The sequence below is a fragment of the Nannocystis sp. RBIL2 genome (assembly GCF_026626745.1).
Classification (GTDB): Bacteria; Myxococcota_A; Polyangia; order Nannocystales; family Nannocystaceae; genus Nannocystis.
The window spans coordinates 5695594-5718248 of the sequence record NZ_JAPNJW010000002.1 but is presented as its reverse complement, the minus strand read 5'-3'; the positions used below and the strand labels follow the sequence as shown (position 1 = coordinate 5718248).

The 22655-nt window shown below is 73.3% G+C and carries 18 protein-coding genes; 13 read left to right on the top strand and 5 right to left on the bottom strand.

All coding sequences use genetic code 11. The features are described from left to right. Positions 1 to 905 precede the first annotated feature (905 nt). Positions 906 to 1757 (top strand): MYXO-CTERM sorting domain-containing protein, encoded by an 852-nt coding sequence (locus OV090_RS47485; RefSeq protein WP_267711716.1) that lies wholly within the window; start codon positions 906 to 908, stop codon positions 1755 to 1757. Positions 1758 to 2025: 268 nt separating this feature from the next. Here OV090_RS47485 and OV090_RS47480 read toward each other — a convergent pair whose 3' ends face one another. Beyond that, complete coding sequence (locus OV090_RS47480; RefSeq protein WP_267711715.1) at positions 2026 to 2664, bottom strand: glutathione S-transferase family protein; 639 nt, start codon at positions 2662 to 2664, stop codon at positions 2026 to 2028. A gap of 381 nt (positions 2665 to 3045) precedes the next feature. On the opposite strand from OV090_RS47480, the gene nudC reads away from it, so the two are divergent. From nudC to OV090_RS47465, 3 genes are all read left to right on the top strand, one after another. Beyond that, complete coding sequence (gene nudC / locus OV090_RS47475) at positions 3046 to 4005, top strand: NAD(+) diphosphatase (protein WP_267711713.1); 960 nt, start codon at positions 3046 to 3048, stop codon at positions 4003 to 4005. 141 nt (positions 4006 to 4146) lie between these two features. Then, complete coding sequence (locus tag OV090_RS47470) at positions 4147 to 4719, top strand: hypothetical protein (RefSeq protein ID WP_267711712.1); 573 nt, start codon at positions 4147 to 4149, stop codon at positions 4717 to 4719. A gap of 503 nt (positions 4720 to 5222) precedes the next feature. After that, positions 5223 to 6494: a hypothetical protein gene (locus tag OV090_RS47465; RefSeq protein WP_267711711.1), complete on the top strand. Its 1272-nt coding sequence runs from the start codon at positions 5223 to 5225 to the stop codon at positions 6492 to 6494. 42 nt (positions 6495 to 6536) lie between these two features. On the opposite strand, the gene OV090_RS47460 is transcribed toward OV090_RS47465, so the two are convergent. Next, a complete protein-coding gene (locus OV090_RS47460; protein WP_267711710.1) occupies positions 6537 to 7628 on the bottom strand; it encodes an aldo/keto reductase in 1092 nt (363 codons plus the stop codon). A 25-nt stretch (positions 7629 to 7653) separates the two neighbouring features. Continuing rightward, a complete protein-coding gene (locus OV090_RS47455) occupies positions 7654 to 10734 on the bottom strand; it encodes a serine/threonine-protein kinase (RefSeq protein WP_267711708.1) in 3081 nt (1026 codons plus the stop codon). 188 nt (positions 10735 to 10922) lie between these two features. Here OV090_RS47455 and OV090_RS47450 point away from each other — a divergent pair, with 188 nt between their 5' ends. The 9 genes from OV090_RS47450 (at position 10923) to OV090_RS47410 (ending at position 21275) form a co-directional block, all read left to right on the top strand. Further along, the gene (locus OV090_RS47450; protein WP_267711706.1) at positions 10923 to 12014 is read left to right on the top strand and encodes an ADYC domain-containing protein; all 1092 of its coding nucleotides are present in this window, start codon (positions 10923 to 10925) and stop codon (positions 12012 to 12014) included. A gap of 242 nt (positions 12015 to 12256) precedes the next feature. Continuing rightward, entirely contained in the window at positions 12257 to 12418 is a 162-nt protein-coding gene (locus OV090_RS47445) for a hypothetical protein (protein WP_267711705.1), read from the top strand. Between the two features lie 444 nt (positions 12419 to 12862). Then, entirely contained in the window at positions 12863 to 13030 is a 168-nt protein-coding gene (locus tag OV090_RS47440; protein ID WP_267711704.1) for a hypothetical protein, read from the top strand. A 208-nt stretch (positions 13031 to 13238) separates the two neighbouring features. Next, entirely contained in the window at positions 13239 to 14198 is a 960-nt protein-coding gene (locus OV090_RS47435; RefSeq protein ID WP_267711703.1) for a polyprenyl synthetase family protein, read from the top strand. An 18-nt stretch (positions 14199 to 14216) separates the two neighbouring features. Continuing rightward, on the top strand, positions 14217 to 15608 hold the full coding sequence (locus tag OV090_RS47430) for an MBL fold metallo-hydrolase (protein WP_267711702.1): 1392 nt from the start codon (positions 14217 to 14219) through the stop codon (positions 15606 to 15608). Beyond that, complete coding sequence (locus OV090_RS47425) at positions 15605 to 15973, top strand: hypothetical protein (protein WP_267711701.1); 369 nt, start codon at positions 15605 to 15607, stop codon at positions 15971 to 15973. Before OV090_RS47430 ends, OV090_RS47425 begins: the two co-directional genes overlap by 4 nt. A 1-nt stretch (position 15974) precedes the next feature. Then, entirely contained in the window at positions 15975 to 18374 is a 2400-nt protein-coding gene (locus OV090_RS47420; protein WP_267711700.1) for a lantibiotic dehydratase, read from the top strand. Then, complete coding sequence (locus OV090_RS47415) at positions 18343 to 19146, top strand: thiopeptide-type bacteriocin biosynthesis protein (RefSeq protein ID WP_267712135.1); 804 nt, start codon at positions 18343 to 18345, stop codon at positions 19144 to 19146. Before OV090_RS47420 ends, OV090_RS47415 begins: the two co-directional genes overlap by 32 nt. A 5-nt stretch (positions 19147 to 19151) precedes the next feature. After that, positions 19152 to 21275 carry a peptidase domain-containing ABC transporter gene (locus OV090_RS47410; RefSeq protein WP_267711699.1) on the top strand — a complete coding sequence of 708 codons (2124 nt, stop codon included), beginning with the start codon at positions 19152 to 19154 and terminating at the stop codon, positions 21273 to 21275. 5 nt (positions 21276 to 21280) lie between these two features. Here OV090_RS47410 and OV090_RS47405 read toward each other — a convergent pair whose 3' ends face one another. Both OV090_RS47405 and OV090_RS47400 read right to left on the bottom strand, forming a co-directional pair. Further along, entirely contained in the window at positions 21281 to 21592 is a 312-nt protein-coding gene (locus OV090_RS47405) for a hypothetical protein (RefSeq protein ID WP_267711698.1), read from the bottom strand. Between the two features lie 282 nt (positions 21593 to 21874). Next, on the bottom strand, positions 21875 to 22174 hold the full coding sequence (locus OV090_RS47400) for a hypothetical protein (RefSeq protein WP_267711697.1): 300 nt from the start codon (positions 22172 to 22174) through the stop codon (positions 21875 to 21877). Between the last annotated feature and the right edge of the window lie 481 nt (positions 22175 to 22655).

Sequence of the window (22655 nt, the reverse complement as noted above, 5' to 3'; positions counted from 1 at the left end):
TCGTCTTCACCGAGGTGAGCGGCCTGCCTGCGCAGAGCGTGAACGAGGCCGCGCGGAGCCGCGCGGACACGCGCCCTCGCTCGGCGCTCCGGCGGCGGCGGAGAGGGGGCTCGCGCGAGGTTCAAGCGCAGCCGCTCGCAGTCGCGCGGGCGCTCGACGCATTCGCGGCTCGCGCCCGGGCGTCGGCGATCTCGACCCATTCGATTGAACCACCGGGTCTGTGGGTATTGAGCGGTGTGCCCGTGTGGCACCGATGTCGCAGCGGGTACTCCGACGATTCACAAAGCGGTGGAGGTGCGGCGATCAGGTCGAGCACGACGGCGCCACCGTGCCTGTACAACGAGGCCGCGACGGAGCCGCGGCACGGGCGAGTCGGCGACGCTCGGATTTCCTGGCGTGGCGCCGCGAGGTGACTCGCCAGCCGCGGCCCGCTGCGCCGCGATTGCACGGCGAGTCGGCGGCTCGCGGTGACTCGTCAGCCGCGGCTCGCTGCGCCGCGAGCTCGCGCTCAGGACTCCCGTCGGTGCGCGGGAGAGTGGGCGGCGACCTCCCGACGGCGACGAAGAGGATGAGGAGGCGGGCATCGCCGGGTGGCAGATCGGCGGACGCTGAGCGGCGAATTCGGGAGGACGTCGAAGAGCGCGGGGGAGATCGGAAATCGTCGGGTGGGAGATCGGCGGGGCCGCGAATTGCGCCGGGCGGAGTCGGCGGAGCTTCAGGCGGCCTCGGCTGCTCGTTCGCCGCCCGCTCGCTGCCGGGAGGGCTGCGGGAGACTCGAGTTCATCCGTAGCGTCGACGGCATCGTCGCGGCTGGGCTCGCTCGGCGGCGCTTCAGCGCACGCTTCGGAGCTGGCCCGGCCGGCGATCGCGTGCAATTGCATCGACGCTTCCCACGAGGTCTCATCATGCGACGCACATTCTCCGTCCTCCTCTCCACACTGGCTCTTGCGACCCCGCTGCTGCTGGCCGCCGAGGTCCAGGCCGCGTCGACGCTGGCGCCGTGCGGCGAGATCTTCGTGCAAGGCGGGGCCGAGTGCGAGATCTACATCGGCCCCGTGTGCGAGGGCATGTGCAAGCCGGTGAGCCTGACCGCCGCCTGCGCGGCCGAGCTGCGGGCCGAGTGCGCCGGCGAGTGCAACGCGGAGGCCAGCGTCGAGTGCGTCGGCGGCTGCGAGGCCGATTGCCAGGCCGACTGCGAGGTCGATCCGGGCGAGTTCAACTGCCAGCTCGAGTGCCAGGCCGACTGCAGCGCCAACTGCGACGGCCACTGCTCGGCCTCGGAGAACATGGCCGAGTGCAAGGGCTCGTGCGAGGCGACGTGCTCGGCCGATTGCGACGGGCAGTGCAAGGTCACGCCGCCCGAGGTCGACTGCGAGGCCAAGTGCCAGGCGGCCTGCACCGGCTCGTGCGACGCGCAGGCCGACCTCGACTGCCAGATCGACTGCCAGGCCGGCGGCTACGCCAATTGCCGGGCCGACCTCGAGGGCGGCTGCAAGCTGCACTGCCAGCGGCCGGAGGGCGCGCTGTTCTGCGACGGGCAATTCGTCGACGTCGGCGATCAGCTCGACGCCTGCGTCGACGCGCTGAAGGCGTTGCTGGAAATCGAGGTGTACGCGGAGGGCAGCGCCTCGTGCCAGGGCAACACGTGCCAGGCGGAGGGGGAGATCGGCTGCCAGTGCGACGCGAACGGCTCGCCGGCGGGCAGCGTGGCGCTGCTGGGCCTCGGCCTGCTGGCGTGGCGGCGGCGGCGGTCCTGAGCCGCGCGGCGCGAACTTTCCGAAGCCCCGCTCAGGAGGAGCGGGGCAGCGGGTGACCGCATGCCCTCGCGGCGAATCATGCGGCTGGCGTGATCGCCGGATCTTCCGGTGTACTCGCTACAATCGTATCACTGGCGCGAATCGTCGGATGTTCGCGGTGTCGTCCCCGCGAAGATCTTGCGACTCGCGCCGAGCGGCTCGTCGGGTGCGAATCGCCGAGGCTCGCGGTGTCGTCCCCGCGGAGCTCATGCGACTCGCACCGGCCGGCTCAGTGGGCCTGCTGCTCTGCGGCCATCAGGGCGCAGGCGACGGGGCGCTTGCTGCCGCGCTCCAGCCAGGCGCTCAGGTGGGTGTACTTGGAGGGGTCGACCTTGGCCATTTGCAGGCCCCAGCCGAGCACGCTCCACACGTCGGCGTCGACGAGGGTCCACTTGTCGTGGACGATGTTGCCGACCTCGCCGATGCGGGCGTCGAGGACCTCGAGGGCCTTGTGAAGCTCGACCAGAGAGGTCTCGGCCTGCTTGGCGTTGCGGGCCTCGGGGGGAGCCCACTCGCTGGTGTTGTGCATGTACGTGAACAGCGGGGTGCCGAGGGAGACCTGGGCCCAGCACAGCCAGGTGAGCGCCTGCATGTGCTCGCGCGAGCCCAGGGCCGGCCACAGGCCGCGCTCGACGCCGAAGCGCTCGCCCAGGAAGATCTGGATGGCGATCGACTCGAACATCGGCTGGCCGTCGATGACGATCGTCGGGATCTTGCCGTTGGGGTTGAGCTCGAGGAACTCCGGCTTGCGCTGATCCTGGGCCTTCAGGTCGACGAACACCTTCTCGTGGGGGATGTCGAGCTCCGCGAGGGTGAGCTGGACGCGAGAGGCCGAGGACATGGGGTTGTAGTAGAACGTGATCGACATGTGGGGTGTCTCCGCGCCCCTTGTACGCGTTATCGCGCGCCGGTGCTAGTCTTTTGTTCAGGGGTTTGTCGGCGACACCCCCGCGGATGCGGGGCCTCTGCGGGCTGTGCGCGACGCGAAATTCGCGGGGCAGAACGGTGAATGTGGGGATGGCCGATGGGACAGGTCATGACAATGGCGCCGACGCGCCGGCGGGGTCGCCGCGGACGCGGTCGACGGGCCGATCGGGCCGGAGCATGCGCCGCGGCGGTGCGAGGACGGGGCTGCTGGCGCGGCGAGGACGGACGCGGCATGCTGCCCGCCGCCGATGCAACCACCGCGTCCCCATCACCGCTCCGGCCGCGCGCGCTCGCGGCTGCGCTCGCAGGAGAGAGGTTGACCGTGCCTACTAGCGCCCGCAGCCGCAACAACGTGTTCGCCGGGCTGGCGCTCGACCGCGCGAGCGAGCGCCGCGACGAACAGGAATTCATCGAGACGCGCAGGAGCGCGGCGACGACGCGGTTCACCGTGGTGCGGCCCGACGGCAAGGCGCTGGTCGACGCGGCGCGCCGCGGGCTGCGACTGCTCGCGGAGGCGGAGCGGGCGGCGTGGCTGGGCGCGGCGCCGGTGTGGTACCTCGGCGAGGCCGACGAGGTGGCCCACTTCGCGGTCGCCCATCCGAGCGACGAGGAGGAGCCGCTGGCGAGCGCGCTCGCGGGGCAATGGATGGACCTGCGCGCGGCCGGCCTGGCGCTGCCGGCCTTCGACGCCGGGCTGTTCGCGTACGCCCGCGGCCTGCTCCACTGGCAGTCCCGGGCCCGCTTCTGCGGCGCGTGCGGGTCGCCGACGATCTTCGTGGCGGCCGGACACAAGGCCCGCTGCACCGACCCGGCCTGCGGCATCGTCCACTTCCCGCGCACCGACCCGGCGATCATCGTCATCGTCGGCTGGCGCGACTCGTGCCTGCTCGGGCGCCAGGCGAGCTGGCCGCCGAACCGCTATTCGACGCTGGCCGGCTTCGTCGAGCCCGGCGAGACGCTCGAGGACGCGGTCCGCCGCGAGGTGTTCGAGGAGAGCGGCGTGGTGGTGGCCGAGTGCGACTACCACTCGTCGCAACCATGGCCGTTCCCGGCGTCGCTGATGCTCGGCTTCACCGCGGAGGCGCAAGGCCCGGAGCTGCGCGTCGGCCCCGAGCTCGAGGCCGCCCGGTGGTTCACCGCCGACGAGATCGTCCGCTCACTGGCCGACGGGTCGCTGGTGCTCCCGCCGCCGCTGTCGGTGTCGTTCCGACTGATCGAGCACTGGCTGCGCGAGACGGCCGGGCTCGAGCTGAGCGAGCTGCGACGCCCGGTGAGTTTTTAGAATGTTTTCAAGAACATGCCTTTTTGGACATGTTTTTAAGAACATTGTTTTGAGGACATGATGGAAGGGGCAGGTCGGGGTGAGGCGCCCGGGGGCGATTCGAGCCGCACGACGGCTCTGGCGAAGCCGACGGTCGGCGGCGTGGCGCGACGGAGGGGCGGAGCGGGGGCCAGGGCGTTGCGCAAGTTCGTCCTCGCGGCGGCGTGGCAGGCGGTCTGCGCGGGGCCGTCGCTGGTGTTGTTCGCGCTCGGGATCTCGCTGATCGGCGGCCGCGGCGACCAGAATTCGGAGTCCCTGGTGTTTCTGTGGATCTTGCTGACGATCGCCACGGCGCCGGTGGCGTGGAAGATGATCGGCGCGGTATCCGAGGTGAAGGCGCTGCCGGAGGACGCGCGCCGACTCGAGCACCTGTCCCCGAGCTGCGCGCGGCTGGCCCGCGAGGCGGGGACGATCCGGGCCCACCTCGACACGAACGGCTTCAACGCAGCGCTGCAGCAGGCGTGGGAGCTGGCCAACGAGGTCGAGCAAGCGGGGCCGGCGGTCCGCGCGGAGCTCGAGCGGGCAGGGGCGTCGCTGCAGGAGGTCCGCGAGATCGTGGCCGGGCGCGCCGCCGATCCGCGCGGCGACGCGAAGCTGCAGCGCGCAGGGCTCCTCGCGGCGCTGGAGCAGTTCGAGCATGCGCTCAGCTCGCCGCGAGGGCGCGGGTTTCGGTGAACGAGCTCGCGCCGGTCATAAAAAGAAAAAGCAGCCTCGAGCGCGGTCCGGGACGAGTGACCTGGTCGATGGGACAGCCGCGGGCGGGCACCTCGCGCGGTCGGGATGGGTGAGGATTGACCTGGTCGACTGGGCAGCTGTGGATGCCTCGCGCGGTTCGAGGGGAGTGAGGATGGACCTGGTCGAAAGGACAGCCGCGGTCGCGAGCCAGGGTGGGCGGTGGTCCTGTCGAGGCGAAGCGCACGCGGCTGCGGCTCGTGCGGGAGCCGCTGTCGCGCGAACCGCGGGTGCCGGGGGGCGGTGCGGGAGATCTACCCGGCGCGTGCGTCGTGCTCGGGATCACCATGGGCGGCGGCGGTCGGATGGGGCGCGAGCACCCGCGCCCTGACGCGTCACGCGGGTCGCAAGGGTGAGGCGCGACGTCGCGGCTCTGGGCGGGCATGCCCTCGCGTCGGGTCCGGCCGGCTGGAGATTCGCGGCGCCGGCCATTATCGTCCCTGCCGATGACGACCGGCCATTCGGAGCCCGCGCACGACAAGACTCGACCCGATCAATTCGGCGGCCCCTGGGGGGCGCTGCTGCTGACGATCGTCATGCCGACCGTCACGTTCTACCTGTGGTCGGCGGTGGCGCAGCACGGCGGCTCGCTGTGGTTGCCGCGCTCGCTCGCAGAGCTGGCGGCGATGGTCCCGGCGCCGACGTGGGAGGCCGCGGCGATCTTCGCCGCGTGGCTCGGGCTGCAGGCGCTGCTGTACGTGGTAGTGCCGGGGCGGGTGGTGCACGGGCGGCTGACCGAGGCCGGCGAGCGGGCCGAGTACCGGCTCAACGGGTTGGTCGCGTTCGGCTTGACCGTGGGGCTGCTGGGGCTGGGCATCGCCGCCGACGTCGTGTCGCCGGTCGCAGTGCTGGGGCAGCTCGGGCCGCTGCTGACGCTCTCGGTCGCGTTCGCCGTCGCCGCCGCGGCGCTGACCTACGTCGCCGGCCGTCGCCGCGCGCACCTCGAGCGCAGCACCGGCAACCCCGTCTACGACTTCTACATGGGCGCGATCCAGAACCCGCGGATCGGTCGCCACGACCTCAAGTTCTTCTTCGAGTCGCGCATCGGCATGGGCACGTGGGGCGCCTTCGCCATCCTGATGCCGGCGGCCGAGCTGCAGCAGCACGGCGAGCTGTCGACCGCGATGCTGGTCGTCAGCCTGTGCCAGCTGTTCTACATCTTCGAGTTCTTCGTGTTCGAGTCGGCGCTGCTGTCGACGATCGACATCATCGAGGAGAACCTCGGCTTCATGCTGTGGTTCGCGTTCCTGGCGTGGATGCCGTTCAACTTCACGCTGCAGCAGCAGTACGTGCTCGAGGTGCGGCCCGAGCTGCCCTCCCTCGCCGCGGCCGCGATCATCGTCATGAACTTCGCCGGCTACTACGTGTTCCGCAGCTCGAACCTGCAGAAGACGCGGTTCCGCAGCGATCCCCGGCGCCCGATCTGGGGCGAGGTCCCCGTCGCCATGGACACTGCCCGCGGCACCAAGCTGCTGCTGTCCGGCTGGTGGGGCCTCGCGCGCCACGCCAACTACCTCGGCGACCTCACGATGGCGCTCGCGTGGTGCCTCGCGTGCGGCTTCGGCAGCCTCGTGCCGTACTTCTACTTCATCTACTTCGCGCCGCTGCTGCTCAACCGCGAGCGCCGCGACCACGCGATGTGCCAGCGCAAGTACGGCGCCGACTGGGACCGCTACTGCGAGAAGGTGCCGTACCGCATCGTGCCGTTCGTGTACTGAATCGCGGGGCGCGCGTCGGCGTCGACGCGCGCCCGCTGCGGGTCAGCGCGGCCAGTACCAGGCCGGGGCGGCCTGCACGGTGGTGCCGCCGGTGAGCATGCCGCGCATGCCGGGCGAGAAGAAGTGATAGGGGTGGACGGTCTCGGGGCGGCTGGCGACCTCGAGCCGCGCGGCGAGCTCGGCGGGGATCGTGAACTCGAGCGAATTGAGGTTGTCCTCGAGCTGCGCGGGCTTGGTGGCGCCGATGATCGTCGAGGTGACGCCCGGGCGAGTGGTGATCCAGTTGAGCGCGACCTGGGCCGGCGAGCGCCCGAGCTCGCGCGCGACGTCGACCAGGACGTCGACGATCTGCCAGTTGCGCTCGGAGACCAGCTTCTCGAAGGCCGGGTTGCCGCTGCTCTGCATCATCACCAGGCGGCCCTCGCCCTCGGCGCGCGTGCCGGCGCGGCCGTACTTGCCGGTCAGCATGCCGCTGCCGAGCGGGCTCCACGGGCACAGGCCGAGGCCGAGGGCCAGGGCGGCGGGGATGTGCTCGCGTTCGATGTTGCGCTCGACCAGCGAGTACTCGAGCTGCAGGCCGGCCAGCCGCTCGCTGCCGCGGAGCTCGGCGATCGTCTGGGCGCGCGCGAGGTACCACGCGGGCACGTCGGACAGGCCGACGTAGCGGACCTTGCCGGCGCGCACGAGGTCGTCGAGGGTCGACATGACCTCCTCGACCGGAGTGAGGCCGTCCCACGCGTGCAGCCAGTAGAGGTCGACGTAGTCGGTCTGCAGCCGCCGCAGCGAGGCGTCGAGGGCCCGGCGGATGTGCTTGCGCGAGTTGCCGCCGGCGTTGGGGTCGCCGGGCTGGACGCTGAAGGAGAACTTGGTGGCGAGCACGACCTGCTCGCGGCGCCCGCTGTCCTTGAGGTACTCGCCGATGAGCTTCTCGCTGGTGCCGCCGGTGTAGCCGTCGGCGGTGTCGATGAAGTTGCCGCCGGCGTCGAGGTAGCGGGCGAGCAGCTCGAACACGGTGTCGCGCGGCGAGCCGAAGCCCCACTCGGTGCCGAAGGTCATGGTGCCGAGGCACAGCGGGCTGACGCGCAGGCCGCTGCGGCCGAGGAGGGAGTAGGACGCGAGGGTCGGGATCGACATGCGGCGGGAGGATACGCGCCGTCGGTCACTGACCTGACACGGATTTCTGGTGTTCGGCGAGCCAGACAGTGACGCGGCGGACGTCGGCCGCGCGCGACTTGCCGCGGAAGGCCGCGAGCGCCTCCTCGGCGAGCTCCCGGGCGTTCGCGGGGGCGACCGGCGCGTCGGCGGCGAGGGCCCGCGCCATGGCGAAGCGGGCGCGGGCGGCCGGCGTGTGGTCGGGCTCGGAGACGTCGTCGTAGATCGCCAGCGCCCGCGCGGCAGAGCCGGCGGCCTCCTCGAAGCGGCCGCGCGCGAGCGCCAGCTCGGCCAAGGCGGTCAGGTCGCCGGCGAGCAGCAGGCTGCGCGGCGGGGCCGAGCGCTCGAGCTCGGCGCGCGCATGCTGCAGGTGTTTCTCGGCCTCGTCGAGGTGCCCGAGCTCGAGCCGCAGCTCGCCGAGCAGCGACGTGATCTCAGCGGCATCGAGGGTCCGCTGGGCGCCGGCCAGCGCGGCCTGCAGCTGCTCGAGCGGCGCGAGGGCCTCGGCGGTGCGCCCGAGAGCGACGAGCGAGCGGGCGTAGGCGAACAGCACGAGGTGAAGCCGCGGATCGAGCGGATCGGGCTCGGCGGGCAAGCGGGCCACGGCTCGCTGGTGATCGGCCTCCATCGCCGCGCCGTCGCCCTCGGCCGCGGACAGGCGCATGCGCTCGAGGATCACGTCGACGTGGGCCTCCGATGATTCCGGCACCGCCGCGAGCGCCTGCTCGAGGTGCGTGCGCGCGGCGGCGAGGTCGCCCTCGTCGATCTCGATCATGCCGAGGTCGTGGAGGATCGGCCCGCGCAGATCATTGCTGGTACCGCGATCGAAGCGCTGCACGATCTGCCCGAGGCGGGCCAGCGCCTGCCGCGGCCGGCCGAGCCGCCACTCGCTGTCGGCGAGCATCCACTCGTAGCGCAGGTGGTCGGCGTGGTGCGGCCCGAGCAGCGGCTCGGAGATGGCGACGATGCGCTCGTAGATCGCGGCCATGTCCTCGTCGCGGCGCTCGGTCCGGGCCAGCCAGCCGAGGTTGGACAAAGTGTTCAGGCCGGCCAGCGTCTCGCCGCGATGGTGGCGCTCGCGCAGGGCGACGGCCTCCTCCCAGTGACGGCGCGCGAGCGGCAGGTCGGCGGACCTGGCGTGGACGACCCCGAGGTTGGTGAGGAACTCGGCGTACACGTCGACGTCGTGCGCGACGCGGTGGTTGAGCGCGGTCGCCAGCGGGATCAGGGCCTTCGCCTGTGGCAGCTGGTTCAGCGGCGACGCGCGCAGGAAGAGCTGCTTCGAGCTGATGATCGCCGCCACCGCCGCGTGGCCGGAGCCGACCGCCGCCAGCAGCGCGTCGGTGTAGTGGCGCTCCGCTGTCGGGTGATCGCCGGACTCCATCGCCAGGCTGCCGGCGCGCAGCAGCGCCTCGGCGCGCAGTGGTTCGTAGGCGAGGGCGGCGCTGTCCGCCAGGACCTCTTCGACCAGGGCCTGGCCGAGCGGGTACTGGGCCGCGTCCTCGCGGACCTTGGCGCGCGCGAGGGTCTCGCGGTGGGCCTGGACGCGCAGGCGCAGCCGCGAGTCCTCGGGCGGCGGGAGCTGTTGGTTCAGCGCCGGGGCGTCGGCGCAGCGCGACAGCGGCGGCAGTTCGGCCATCGCCTTGACCGCGCTGTCCAGGCTCGCGGTGTCGGCCTGCGTGAGCGCGGCGGCGAGGGCGTCGAGGCCGGCGCGCCGCTGGTCGAGGCAGGCGGTGCGCAGGTCGAACAATGGCGTCGACTGTCGCGCCTCGGCGTGCGCGCGGCAGGCCTCGTTGCGCATCTCGACCCACGACGCGGCGTAGCGGTCGAGCCGCGGCAACGCGGCGGCGAGCGCCTCGTCGGCCGCGGGCGTGTGCAGGGCAGTGAGCGCGTCGCGGACGGTGGCCGCGCGGGCCGCGTCCCAAACGCCTGCGAGCTCGGCCTGCGCGTCGGGGCACACCTGCGTCGCGGGGTCGCCGGGGCTGGCGGCGTAGAAGCCGGCGAACGCGGTGACCCCGGCGGTGGCGACCAGCGCGGCGACGCGGCGGTAGGTCGTGCCGGGGTCGCGCTCGAGCGCCGCCAGCAGCGCGGTCATCGACGGGAAGCGCCCCTCGGGCGTCGGCGCCAGGCCGCGGCGGATGGCGCGGAAGATCCGCGTCGGCACCGGCGTGCCCGCGGGCGGCGGCGCGATCCGGCCGCGCCGCAGATCGGCGAGCAGCGTCGCCATCGAGGTGGTGTCGAACGGCGACTGGCCGTACAGGCACTGGTACAGCGAGACGCAGAAGCTGAACTGATCGCTGGCCGCGGTCGACGACTCGCCGCGGTGGGCCTCGGGGGACATGTACGCCGGCGTGCCGAGGACCACGCCGGTGCGCGTGAGCGGGGCCAGGGCCGAGCTGCCCTGGGCGATGTGACGCGGCAGGTCGGGCTCGCCGAGGACGCTGTCGTCGGCCGCGCGCGCGAGCCCGAAGTCGAGCACCTTGACCCCGCCGTCCTCGCCGACCATCACGTTGGCGGGCTTGAAGTCGCGATGGATGAGGCCCGCGCGGTGGGCGGCCTCGAGCCCGCGGCCGGCGCGGACGAAGGTGTCCACGACCTCGCGCCACGGCCGCTGCTGCTCGTGCGCCCACGCGTCGAGGGTGACGCCGCGGACGAACTCCATCGCCACGAACACCTGGCCGTTGTCTTGCCCGACCTCGTGGACCGTGACGATGTTGGGGTGGGACAAGCGGGCCATCGCCTGCGCCTCGCGCATCAGTCGGCCGCGCGACAGGGTCATGTCGCGCACCGACTCGGCGAGCAGCACCTTGACCGCGACCTTGCGGTCGAGGAGGTCGTCGTATGCGGCGTAGACCACCCCCATGCCGCCGCGGCCGACGAGCCCGAGGATCTGGAAGCGCCCGATCTGCACCGGCGTCACGCGGCGCGGGAACAGGGCCCGCTTGACCAGGTTGCGCTCGATCGGGTCGTCGACCTTCTTCAGCGACTCCATCGCCCGCGGCACGGTGTCGCCGTCACCGCGCACCGACACGGGCGTGCGCTCGACGCTGCGCTCCGGTCCGCCGGGGGTGAACTCGTCGGTCCCCATCCGGCACATAGTGTCTCCGAACTCGAGATCAATTTTGCCGATTTGCGGACGCGTAGCGCGCGCTACAGGTCACATGTGTGAGATCGCGCCATGCGCGGGGCTGGTTCGCGGCGCGCCGAGAAATTCGCGGCGCGGAGAAATTGTTCGGCGGAGGCCGGTCACCTGCCGAGCGTAGCCCGGGCACTACGATGCGCACTTCGACCACCGCCCTCTTGTTCCTCGCTTCCGCTCTCGGCTGCGACGACGAGCTCTCGGTCGGCATCGGCGAGGCCGACGACGTCGCGCAGCGCTGTCCGGCGACGGACTGCTCGGGCGGCCTCTCCAACACCTCGCGGATCGGCGACCACAAGCTGTCGAACCTCGCGAAGACGCGGCGCGAGCCGGCGGCCAACGACACTGCGGACGTGCGGATCGAGGGCGGCACGATCGAGCACTTCGGGTCGCTCGTGGGGATCACCGAGCTGGACGTCGAGGCCGACGGCGAGCTGAAGCTCAAGCTCGGCACGTTCGGGTGGATCGGCGGGACGGCGGTCAAGGGCGCGACGTTCTACGTCGACATCGACCCGCTCGACGGCGCCCCGACCTTCGGCGCGGAGCTGAAGATCGCCGACGCGTGGTGCTCGCCGGGCGCCTACGACCCGACGATGACGATCTGCCGCTACGAGCTGGTGACCAACGTGGTGCCGAAGGACCCGGGCAGGTACCCCGAGAGCGAGAAGGTGGCGGGCTACCACCACATCTGCCCGAACGAGGACGAGGGCGGGGCGCTCGGCGCCGACTACAAGTTCAGCTCGGTGCTGAGCCCGAACGTGTCGCTGTTCTCGAGCTCGAAGCTCGGGCCGTACATCACCGACACCCCGGGCATCTTCATCAACGGTTGCATCAACGGCGCCGTGTCGAAGGGTCAGTTCCAGCTCAACGCGTTCTACGACCCGACCGCTCACCGCGGCCTGCAGGTCAGCCAGCGCACCGCGATGCTGCGGGCGTGGATGGCCTGGTTCGAGGACGAGCCGCGCACCGTCCCGGGCAGGCACATCTCGATGCAGGACCCGCTGAACGACCTGTTCGACTGGACCTCCGACCCCTCGTGGGAGATAGAGGCCGGCTACGGGGCCTCGGGCGCGCGCTGCCGCGGCGGAGCGCCGGCCACCGGCGTGCACCGGAATTACAGCGATCCGGTGATCGGCCTGCCCGGCTGGGAGACGCTGCCGACCTGCGACACCGGCAACTACACCGGCTCCGGCGCCGTGCTCGGGGTCAAGGTGCCCGGCGACTCGTGACGATCGTCCCAAGGGCGAATGATGGCACCTCGAGGGCCGCGGACGCACATGTCCGCGGCCCTCTTCGCGTTGGTTCTCCGGCGATTCGCGTATCTGCCCGTGTCCTACCGCCTGCATTCTCGCCGAATGCATCGCGTGGTTAACCCGATCGACGGGCGGGCGACACTACCGGAGCGCCGAGGGACGACGACGCGACCCGGAATGAACCGAGGCGCAGCGTCCACCGGCGAGAGAGACCCACCATGCAGAAGAACATCCCCGACACCGACACCCGCGACAACGAGCTCACCCTGGTCGATCTCGACGACCTGCGCGCCGCCTTCGGCGGTGAGGCCGCCGCTCCGGGCGCCACCGAGACCGCCGCGGTGCCCCCGACGAAGACCGTCATGTGCCCGAGCTGGTGAGCCGGCCCACTGTAGATTCCCCAACCCCGGCCAGGACGCACCCTCCCCCGCGTCCTGGCCTTTTTGCGCTTTCTCGCCGGCGCGTCGGCGCGCGGCTGAAACACGCGTGGCGCGGCGCACAATGTGCATTGTGTCGCAGGCTCGCGGCGAGCCCCGGCACGATGATCACGTACGCCGACCCCCCTACGCGGTCAGGACGCACGCTGTCGACGTCCTGGCCGCGTTTTCGCACGATCTGCGGCGGGCCGCGGCGAGGGCCGTATCAGTGCCGGCGGGCGCGGGATCAATTGGCCCCCGCGACATGCGGTAGCGCCGGAGTCACGTCGGTACGATTCGCTTAATCAGTCGCGCCGGTACGCGACACTACCCCGAGCGTCGAGGGACGACGAAGCGGCCCGGATGAACCGAGGCGCAGCGTCCACCGACACGAAAGGCAAGAACACCATGGACAAGCGCGACCTCATCCCCACCTCGGACCTCCCCTCGCACGAGCTCGAGCTGGTCGACCTCGACGACCTGCGGGCCGCCTTCGGCGGCCAGAACGAGCTCGCCGGCGCCCCCGAGGCGGCCGCAGTGCCGCCGACGAAGACCGTCATGTGCCCGAGCTGGTGAGTTCGGAGCTGCGCGCGGAGGGCCGGCTCGCCCGAGACCGGCCCTCCGCGCGCCCAGGCCCGAGCGTTCGACGGACCCTATTCTCTTCGCCGAACCGCTCGCGCCCGCTCTGCCGCCTGACTGCTATCGCTATATCGTCTCCGTCTATTCTTGGCTTCCTTGCATATTCCCCTGTCTATCGTGAACTCTGCTGATTTGGAGCTCGCCCATGCATGAGACGCTCGCCATCGCCGTCACCGCCGCGCACCGCAAGTGCGACGACGTCGTCCGCGACCCGCAGCTCGACGCGAAGCAGAGCGAGCTGCTGCTGGCGTTCTTCGCCCGGGCGCGAGCCCGCAAGGCCAGCCTGATGGCCGATCCCGCGGCCCTGCCGCTGCTCGTCGGCATGTCCGAGTGCGGCCGCGGCAACGTCGATCTCGCGGCCGGATGCACCCTCTATTACATGGCGCTCCGGCTGTTCGACGACGTCTCCGACCGCGACCTCGCGGCCCCGTGGGACCCTCAGCGCGCGCCGGTCGCCGACAACGCCGCGCTCGCGCTGCACATGGTCGCAGTCGACACGATCGCCGCGGCGGTCCCGGTCGGTAGGGCCGAGGCCGCGCGGCTGTCGCTGCGGCGCCACTCGCTGCGGGCGGTCGCCGCCCAGCACCGCGACCTCTCGGGCACGATCGCCGGCGACGAGGCCGGCGTCCGCGCCCACAACGCCGACAAGTCGTCGGTGTTCGCGCTGTCGGCCGAGCTGGCGGCGATCGCCGCCGGCTGCGAGCCCGAGCGCGCCGCGGCGTATCGCCGGATCGGCGAGGCGACCGCGGAGATCCGCCAGATCGCCAACGACCTCCACGACCTGTTCGGCAAGCCGCACAGCCGCGACCTCGAGCGCGAGGTGGTCAGCTTCCCGCTGGCCTGCTTCGCCGCCCGCGCCAGCGCGACCGAGCGCGCCGAGCTGCAGCGCCTGCGCGCCGAGCTGCCGGGCAGCCTCGAGGCGATCCGCGCGCTGCTGGTGGCCGGCCCGGCGGTGCGCGCCAGCGCGGCGGCGATGGAGGCCGCGCGGCGGTCGATCCACGCCGAGATCGCGGCGCTGTTCCCCGCCGGCTCGCTGCTCGGCCTCCACGGCGAGTTCGTCGACGCGGTGGCCGACGAGCTGTACCGCCGGCCGCGCGCCGCCTGACCTTTGGAGCATGTCCTCATGACCATGAACCACATGCGCCTGCGCGACGAGGTCGGCCTGCAGGTCCGCTACGCCGACCAGACCCGCTACGGCAGCGGCGTGACCGGGCTCGTCGACGCGCTGGTGGCCCGCACCTGCGCCCCGTTGATCGCGCTGGCCCGCCGCGAGGGCCCGGCTCGCCTGGTCGAGAGCAGCGCCGAGTTCATGCCGCGGATGTTCGCCGCCCAGGCGCTCGGCGGGCTGTACAGCGCGCCCGACGTGCTGCGCGAGGACTGCCTGTACCCGGCGGCGGCGCAGGTGACCCCGACTGCGCTGGTGGTGCGCGGGCTCGGGCCGGCGGGCGACGGCTCGCTGGCGGTGCCGCTCCACGGCGAGGCCGCCGAGCTGGCTGCGGTCGTCGCCGCGCTCGACCGCGGCTGCGCTCGCCCGCTCGGCGGCCTCGGGGCCCGGCTGTGGGACGCGCTGCGCGAGGCCGGCGCCCTGACCCGAGAGACAGCCGACGAGCGCGCCCTCGGCGACGGCGTCACCGCGGTCGGCCACGCCACCGTGGCGGTGCAGCACGCCGGCGTGCGCGTCGTGGTCGATCCGTTCGCGGTCCCGCCGCTGCCCGGCGACGCCCAGCGGCCGCTGCCGTGCCGGGCGCTGCGGCCCGACCTCGTGCTCGTCACCCACGGCCACCCCGATCACTTCGACCTGCACGCGCTGCTGCGCTTCGGCGCCGACACGCCGATCGTCGTGCCCGCGGTCGCGCGCGAGTCGCTGCTCAGCGTCGACATGGCCCTGCGCCTGCGCGAGCTCGGCTTCCGCCGGGTGATCGCGCTGCGCTGGCACGACTCGGTGCAGGTCGGGCCGTTCCGCGTGGTGGTGCTGCCGTTCTACGGCGAGCAGCCGACAGCGGGCGAGTTCCTCCACCCCGAGGCGCGCAACCTCGGCAACACCTACTTGATCGAGGTCGCGGGCCGGCGCGTCGCCTGCATCGCCGACGCCGGCGCCGACGCGGCCGGCGACACGATCGCCATGGCCCGCGCGGCGGCGCGGCGGCACGGTCCGCTCGACGTGTTGTTCGGGGGCTACCGCGCGTGGCGCCTGCACCCGATCGAGCTGCTCGGCACCTCGGTGGCGCGCTACCTGCTGCAGGTGCCGCGGGCGCAGTGGGGCATCCGCCAGCAGCTGATGCACGACGCCGACGACCTGATCGCCGCGGCCCGGGCCTGGTGGGCGCGCACCGTGGTGCCCTACGCCAACGGCGGGGCGCCGTGGTTCGCCCGCCTCGGCCTCGGCCCGCACGGCGACGACGACCCGAGCTTCGACCCCGAGCTGGTCACCGTGACGCAGGCGGCCGCGCGCGTGGCGGACGCCCCCGCGGTCCGCCCGCTGCGCCCCGGCGAGCGCATGGAGCTGCTGGCATGAACTTCCACGACGACGACAACTTCGTGCCCGGCGGCGAGACCCTGGCCGGCGCGCGCAAGCGGGTGCTGATCGGCGTGCTCGCCGAGCGCGAGCTGGCGCGCCAGAACCTCGAGCTGCCGGGCGAGCGGGTGCAGGAGGTCGCGCGGTGGTTCCGCGCCCGCTTCGACCTGACCACGCGCGCCCGCACCGAGGCGTTTTTGGCCCACGCCGGCCTGACGCCCGAGAGCTTCACGGCGCAGATGCGCGAGCTGGCGGCCCTCGACGCGATCGAGCGCCACCTGGTCGCCACCATCGACGCCCGCCTGCCCGACCACCGGCGCCTGCTGACGATCCGCGACTTCCTGCTGCGCCAGGAGGCGCGCTGACATGCGCGCGCCCGAGATCGATCTGTGCCCGGCGGCGGTGGTGCGGGTGGCCGCGTTCCCGCTGAGCCGCGTGCAGGCGCTGGCCGAGCCCGAGCTGGCGGCGCGGGCCGGGGTGGCTGACTCGAAGGACATGTCCGAGTGGACAGGTTATTGCGAGGCCTACGCGGCGGCGATCGAGCGCACCCGGGCGCGCCTGTGGGCGAGCACGGCCGACGACCCTGCGTTCATGCGGGCGCTGACGCTCGGCAACCCGGAGCTGGCCGCGAGCGCGGCGGGGACGGTGCGGGCGCCGCGGAACAAGCGGGTCCGCCACCGCGAGACGTCGCTGTACCGCCACCTGGCCCGCGCGGTCGCCCGGCCGGAGCCCAATGGGATGTGGGCCGGGGTGGCGCTGGCGCGCGTCGGCGAGGGCGAGGGGGTGAGCTGCCGGCCGGCGGCGCCGCGCTGCGCGTTCGCCCCCGACCTCGCGCCGTTCGTCGCCATGTTCGCCGCCCTGGCCGCGCGCCCCGACTACCGGGCGCGGGCCCGCTACAAGCTCAACCCGACGGTCCGCGTCGACGCCGACGGGGCGAGCTTCCGCCGGCCGGCGGACTCGGGGCTGCGGCGGGTCGCGCCGGCGCCGGCGCTGATGCGGGCGATCGCCGCCCTGAGGGCCGCGGCGCCGAGCTTCACCCGCGAGGAGGCGGCCGGGGTGCTGGCGGCGGCCGGCTTCCCGGCGCCGGCGCGCGCCGGGGTGGTCGAGCTGCTGATCGCGGAGGGCGTGCTGGTCGGCGGGCTGCGCTTCCCGACCCGCTTCACGTCGCCGTGGGACGCGCTCGCGCAGGCCGCAGGCGCGCTGCCGCCCGCCGACGCCGCGCCCTGGCGCGCCGCCGCGCACGACCTGCGGGCGCAGTGCGAGGCGCTGGACGAGAGCGCGCAGAGCATGGCGCCGGCCGCCCTGGCCGCGGCGCTGGCGGCCGCGGGGGCGCGCGTCGGCGCGCTCGCGTCGACGCTCGGGCTGGGCGAGATCGAGCAGCCGCGCGTGGCCCTGCGCTGCGACACGACTGCGCCGCTCGACATCGCGCTCGGACGCGACCTGGCGGCGACGATCGCCGCGACCGCGGCGGAGCTGACCGGCTTCACCACTCACCTCGGCATGGGCGGCGCGCTCGGCCCGGCCCTGGTCGACCGCTGGCTCGGCGCGGCGGGCCGCGACCTGTCCGGCTTCGAGCCGCCGCCGCTGCTGCGCGACCAGGTCACTCTGGCCACCTGGGAGGGCCTGGGCGAGGAGCTCGGTCCGGAGCTGGCCGCCCGCGCCGCGGCGTGGGCCGAGCGGCTGACGGCGAGCGACGCGGCGGAACTGGTGACCCCGATCCAGCCGGCGGGCGGCGGCGACACGCCGCTGGGCTGCCTGCTGTTCACGATCGGCCGGGCCGATGCGGGTGGCGAGGCGACGAGGGTCCGGACCGAAGGCCTCGACGCCGCGGCGGTCGATGCGGACGACCCGCCGCGCGCGGCGCTCGACGCTCCGCGCATCGACGGCGCGCGGCTGGTGTTGCGCGGGCTCGTGCGTGACGCGACGCCGGCGTTCGCTCGCTGCGCCGGCTTGCTCGAGCCCGAGGGCGGGCCGGTCACGCGCTGGCTGGGCGAGCAGTACGAGCGGGTCGCGGAGGTCACCGGCGTCGATCAGGCCGCCCTGGGCTTCGCTCACGCCTGTCCCAACGTACAGGCGAGCCCGCGCTTCGTGCCGCATGTCGTGGACCTCTGGGCGGCCGACGGCGAGGCAGTCGACCTGCGCGGCGCCCGGGTCGAGCGCGACGGGCGGACGGGCGCGCCGGTGTGCCGCGTGCCCGGGCGCGGGCGTGCTCTGGCGATCCACAGCTTCACCGCAGCGCAGCCGCCGGACGACCCGTGCCACTACCTGCTGCTGGTGTCGTCGATGCGCACGCCGCCGCAGATCCCCCGCGGCGACCGGCTCGGCTTCCGCGTCGAGGCCGAGGCGCCGCGGCACAGCCCGCGCGTGCGCCTGCCCGGCGGCGCGGTCGTCCGCACGCGCCGCAGCGTGCTCGTCGGCGACGATTTGAAAAGTTTGATCGACGCGGCGCCGGGGTCGGCGCGGTTCGCCGCGTGGCAGCGGCTGGCGGCCCGGCGCGGCTGGCCCGAGCTGGTGCTGGTCCACCGCGACGCCGAGCCGCCGCTGCTGGTCCCGCGCGACGCCCCGCTGGCGGTCGAGGCCATGTCCGAAGGAGCAGGTGCGGCCGCCTGCATCACCGTCGAGGAGTTCATCGATGACGCATGGATCTGCACAGCCGCCGGCGAGCGCCACGTCGCCGAGCTCGCCCTGTCCGTGGTGCGCCCCGCGCTGCTCGAGCGGCTCGGAGCCGCGGTGGCTGCAGGTCAACGTCTCGCTGACTGCGCGTGACGGCAGCTGGCGGGCCGCCGAGCGGGGGCTGATGCGCCGCCTCGACGCGAGCGAGCCGGCGCTGCGGGCCGCGGGGACCGACTCTCTGTGGTTCGTGCGCAAGCCGCCGGGCCTGCGGATCCGCTGCGGCGGCCGGCTCGGCCCCGAGCTCCACCCTGTCCTCGAGGACATCTTTAAAAAGAGTTCAGACGAGGGGGACGTGGTCGAGTGGTTCTACAGCGCGTACGAGCCGGAGACCTACGACCTCGGCGGGCCGGGGGCGACGGCGGCGGCGCACCGCTACTTCGACGCCGACACCCGCCTGTACCTGGCGCGCGAGCGGCTGGTCGCGCTCGGGGCGGTGTCCCTCGGGGCGGCCGCGCAGTGCCTGGCGGTCCTCGCCGACCTGTTCGTGCGCTGCACCGGCGACCACGGCGAGGCGTGGGACGTGTGGTGCAACCTCGAGAAGCTGTATTCCGGCATCGAGGCCCCGGCGCTGACGCTCGCGCCGGTGTCGCTGGCGGGCCTGCGGCGGCGCACCGACACTGCGGAGGCGCACCTGCTCGACGGCCACGAGGCGGCCAACCGCGCCTACGCGGCCGAGCTCGACGAGCTCTGGCGGCGCGGCGAACTGCTGTGGGGCCGGCGGGCGATCTTGCCGGCCGTCGCCGCCTTCGTGTGGAACCGCCACGCGGTGCCCGCCGCCACCATCGCCGCGTGCGTGCGGGCGATGGTCGTCGCCTGCAACCCCAAGCGCGGCCTCGTCGGCCTCGCCCCCGACCCGGTCCGGTGAGCGCCATGTCCGTCGCGGTCCCCTTCATCCCCCAGACCACCGCCGCCGACTGCGGCGCCGCCTGCCTGGCGATGGTGCTGGCATTTTACGGCCGCCGCGTCGGTCGCGACAATGTACATAGGTCTTTAGGGACAGGTCGAGACGGCGCCTCGGCGCTGGCGGTGCTGCGGGCCGCCGAGCGCTGGGGCCTGGTCGGCCGCGGGGTGCGCCTGCCGGCCGCGGCGGCCTCGCGCCTGGCCCCGGCCAGCGTGCTGCACTGGGAGGGCAAGCACTTCGTCGTGCTCGAGCGGGCCGAGGCGGGGCGGGTGGTGCTCGTCGACCCGGCGCTCGGCCGGCGCGAGCTCGACGCCGACGCGTTCGCGCGCGGCTTCTCGGGGCTCGCGCTCGAGCTGTCCCCGGGGCCAGATTTCACCCTGGCCCCGGCGCAGCCGCCGTCGCCGACCTGGCAGGAGCTGCGGCGATCGCTGCGGGCCAGCGGCGTGCTCGGCCGGCTCGCCCTGGCCTCGGGCGGGCTGGTCGCGCTGTCGCTCGCCGGGCCGCTCTTGATCTCCCACCTCGTCGCGCGCGCCGGCGCCGGCGATCCCGAGCTCGCCGCGTGGGGCCTGGTCGTGCTGGTCTTCGCCGCCGGCCAGCTCGTCAGCTTCGTCGCCCGCGAGCGCCTGCTGTCGCGCCTGCGCCTGCACCTCGACCGCCGGCTCGCCCAGGGTCTGTTCGCGCACCTCGTGCGCCTGCCGTGGAGCTTCTTCGCGGTGCGCCCGAGCAGCGACCTGGCCCTGCGGTTCGCCGCGCTGGCGCCGGTGCGCGCGCTGCTGGCGGCGGTGGCCGCGGCGATCCTGACCGACGGCGCGCTCGTGGTCCTCTACCTCGTCGTCCTGTCCTTTTGGTCATGGCCGATGGCGCTGGCGGCGATCGCCCTGTCGCTCGTGCAGGTGCTGGTGGCCATGCATGCACGGGCCGGCCTCGAGCGGCTGTCGGCGCGGCAGATCGCCACCCAGGCGCAGGCGCAGGGCTACCAGTGGCGCGCGCTCGCGGCCCTGCCCGCGCTCAAGGCGATGGGCAGCGAGGACGTCGCGCTCGCGCGCTGGCACGCGCTGCACGCCGACGCCCACGCCGCCGAGGCCGAGCGCGATCGCCACGGCGCCGGCGTCGACGGCCTGCTGCACGCCCTGCGCGTGGCCACCCCGCTGCTGCTGGTGTGGTTCGGCGCGACGCAGGTGGCCAGCGGCGCGCTCGAGCTGGGGCCGATGCTCGGCAGCACCTACCTGGCGATGAGCTTCTTGGCGCCGATCGGCAGCCTCGTCGCCTCGCTCGGGCGCCTGCCGCAGATCGCCGGGCACATCGAGCGCATCGACGACGTCCTGCGCGCCGCGCCCGAGGTCGCGCCGGCCGGGGCGCACGCGCCGGCCGCGATCGCCGGGGCCATCGAGCTGCGCGACGTCAGCTTCGCCTACGACGAGCACAGCCCCGCGGTGGTGCGCGGAGTGAGCCTGTCCTTGAGGCCATGTGAGCGGCTGTGCCTGGTCGGCCGCAGCGGCGCCGGCAAGTCGAGCCTGGCCGCGCTGCTGCTCGGGCTGGCGCGGCCGACCGCCGGGGAGATCGCGGTCGACGGGGTGCCGCTGGCGCGGCTCGACCTCGACGCCCTGCGCCGCTGCACCGGCGTCGTCACCCAGAGCGCGGCGCTGCTCGACGGCACGATCCGCGACAACATCGTCGTCGGCGCGCCCGGGGCCGACGAGGTCGACATCGTCGCCGCGGCCCGGCTCGCGGCGGTGCACGACGACATCGAGGCCATGCCGATGGGCTACGACACCATGCTGGTCGACGGCGGGGCCAACCTCTCGGGCGGCCAGCGCCAGCGGATCGCCCTGGCGCGCGCGCTGGTGCGGCGACCGAGCTTGCTGCTGCTCGACGAGGCGACCTCGGCGCTCGACCCCGCGACCGAGGCCGAGGTGCTCGGTAATTTAAAAAAGCATCTCGGCTGCACGACGATCCTCATCGCCCACCGGCCCAGCGTGGCCGCGATGTGCGATCGCGTGGCGGTGCTGGGGCGTGGGGAGCTGGTCGAGCTCGGCGCGCCGGCCGAGCTGCTGGCGCAGGACGGGGCTTACCGCGCGCTGATGCAGCCGTGAGCGAATCACGCGTCGTAAAAGACGAACCCGCAGCACGCCTCGGCGAGCTGCTCGAGCTGCTGCACTGCCTCGAACTCGCCGCACACGCCGTCGCCCGCGCACTCGCGCTCGAACTCCTGGCCGGTCCAGCAGGTGCAGGTGTCGCCGTCGCAGGAGATGCTCTGGACGGGTTCGCCGGGGCACTCCTGCGACAGGCCGCAGGTGACCTCCGTGCCGATGCTGGCCGCGAGGTTGCAGGGCGCGTCTCGGTCCGCGGAGGGCGCCGACCAGGCGGCGAGCACGAGCGAGCAGGCGAGCAGCGGCGCACGAAGTTGCATGTCGCGAAGCTGCACGAGCGCGGAGCGCGTGCGAGCTCGCGGCCGGACAGGCGCTCGGTGGCCGGCCGCCGAACGACCTCGTCACCGGTCGACGATCGCCGCGATCGTCGGTGGTGCGAGGCGTCACGCGTTCGCCCCGGCGCGGCGAGGACGGCCCTGCTTCGCCAGCGCGAGCCTGCCGCCGGCGATAGCGACGCGCGGCGCGGGCTGCCGGCGTCGAATCACATGTCCCCGGGGACATGCGACTCGACGCTCCGCGCGACATGTCCCCGAGGACATGTCTCACCCGGCCTTGAGGGCCCACTCGCGGCGGATGAGGTAGGCGAGCGGCCCGAGCGAGCCGAACGCCAGGGTGGCGATCACGTAGGGCAGGACGCCGAGGCCGTGCTTGCGGGCGTCGACCAGCATCCAGCCCATGATCATGAAGAGGGCGATGGTGAGGTCGAAGGCGGTGAGGATGCCAGGCCAGGTCGACAGGAGGTCGGCGAACATGCCGACGTAGCCGTGGTTGGCGACGACGTAGACGGTCATGGCGAGGAAGTCGAGGGCGACGATGGTGAGGACGATTTGCCGGGTGTTCATACGCGGATTTCCCTTCGTGCCTGACCATGAGCAACCGGCGTGCCAAGGCCCGATCGCCGCCGCCGCGGGGCTCCGGCGCTCGCGTGGCGCGGGCGACGTTGCAGGCCTGCAACACGCGTTGCGGACCCGCATCCTCGGCGGCCGGCAGCGCCGAGCATCGCCGTGACCGCGCTCGGGTCGGCTCACCGCGTCGAGGCGGCAGGGGAGCGGGAGCTGCGGAGCGACCCTGCGATGCGTCAAGGTCGAGCTGCGGGCGAGCCCTCGACCGAGCCGCACTGGCGGGGTGAAGGATTCCTTCGCCGAGCTTCGCCTCGTGATGGCGGGCCGCGAGCGACCGCGCCGGCGAGATGTACGGCCCTCCTGATCGCGGAGCCGCGGCGCGGAACTGCTGGAGAAATCGCTCGGGCTTCGGCCCGAAGTTCGCCTGGCTGCGCACGCCGACAGGGCGCGGTATCGGCGCTGTCTCTCGCTGGCACGCCGC

Bases quoted from the DNA above. Each gene is read 5' to 3' on its own strand.
- OV090_RS47455 (WP_267711708.1), bottom strand. From the start codon at position 10,734: ATGGGGACCGACGAGTTCACCCCCGGCGGACCGGAGCGCAGCGTCGAG.
- OV090_RS47430 (WP_267711702.1), top strand. From the start codon at position 14,217: ATGACCATGAACCACATGCGCCTGCGCGACGAGGTCGGCCTGCAGGTC.
- OV090_RS47405 (WP_267711698.1), bottom strand. From the start codon at position 21,592: ATGCAACTTCGTGCGCCGCTGCTCGCCTGCTCGCTCGTGCTCGCCGCC.
- OV090_RS47485 (WP_267711716.1), top strand. From the start codon at position 906: ATGCGACGCACATTCTCCGTCCTCCTCTCCACACTGGCTCTTGCGACC.
- OV090_RS47400 (WP_267711697.1), bottom strand. From the start codon at position 22,174: ATGAACACCCGGCAAATCGTCCTCACCATCGTCGCCCTCGACTTCCTC.
- OV090_RS47480 (WP_267711715.1), bottom strand. From the start codon at position 2,664: ATGTCGATCACGTTCTACTACAACCCCATGTCCTCGGCCTCTCGCGTC.
- OV090_RS47420 (WP_267711700.1), top strand. From the start codon at position 15,975: ATGCGCGCGCCCGAGATCGATCTGTGCCCGGCGGCGGTGGTGCGGGTG.
- OV090_RS47450 (WP_267711706.1), top strand. From the start codon at position 10,923: ATGCGCACTTCGACCACCGCCCTCTTGTTCCTCGCTTCCGCTCTCGGC.
- OV090_RS47425 (WP_267711701.1), top strand. From the start codon at position 15,605: ATGAACTTCCACGACGACGACAACTTCGTGCCCGGCGGCGAGACCCTG.
- OV090_RS47445 (WP_267711705.1), top strand. From the start codon at position 12,257: ATGCAGAAGAACATCCCCGACACCGACACCCGCGACAACGAGCTCACC.
- OV090_RS47440 (WP_267711704.1), top strand. From the start codon at position 12,863: ATGGACAAGCGCGACCTCATCCCCACCTCGGACCTCCCCTCGCACGAG.
- OV090_RS47410 (WP_267711699.1), top strand. From the start codon at position 19,152: ATGTCCGTCGCGGTCCCCTTCATCCCCCAGACCACCGCCGCCGACTGC.
- OV090_RS47435 (WP_267711703.1), top strand. From the start codon at position 13,239: ATGCATGAGACGCTCGCCATCGCCGTCACCGCCGCGCACCGCAAGTGC.
- OV090_RS47465 (WP_267711711.1), top strand. From the start codon at position 5,223: ATGACGACCGGCCATTCGGAGCCCGCGCACGACAAGACTCGACCCGAT.
- OV090_RS47460 (WP_267711710.1), bottom strand. From the start codon at position 7,628: ATGTCGATCCCGACCCTCGCGTCCTACTCCCTCCTCGGCCGCAGCGGC.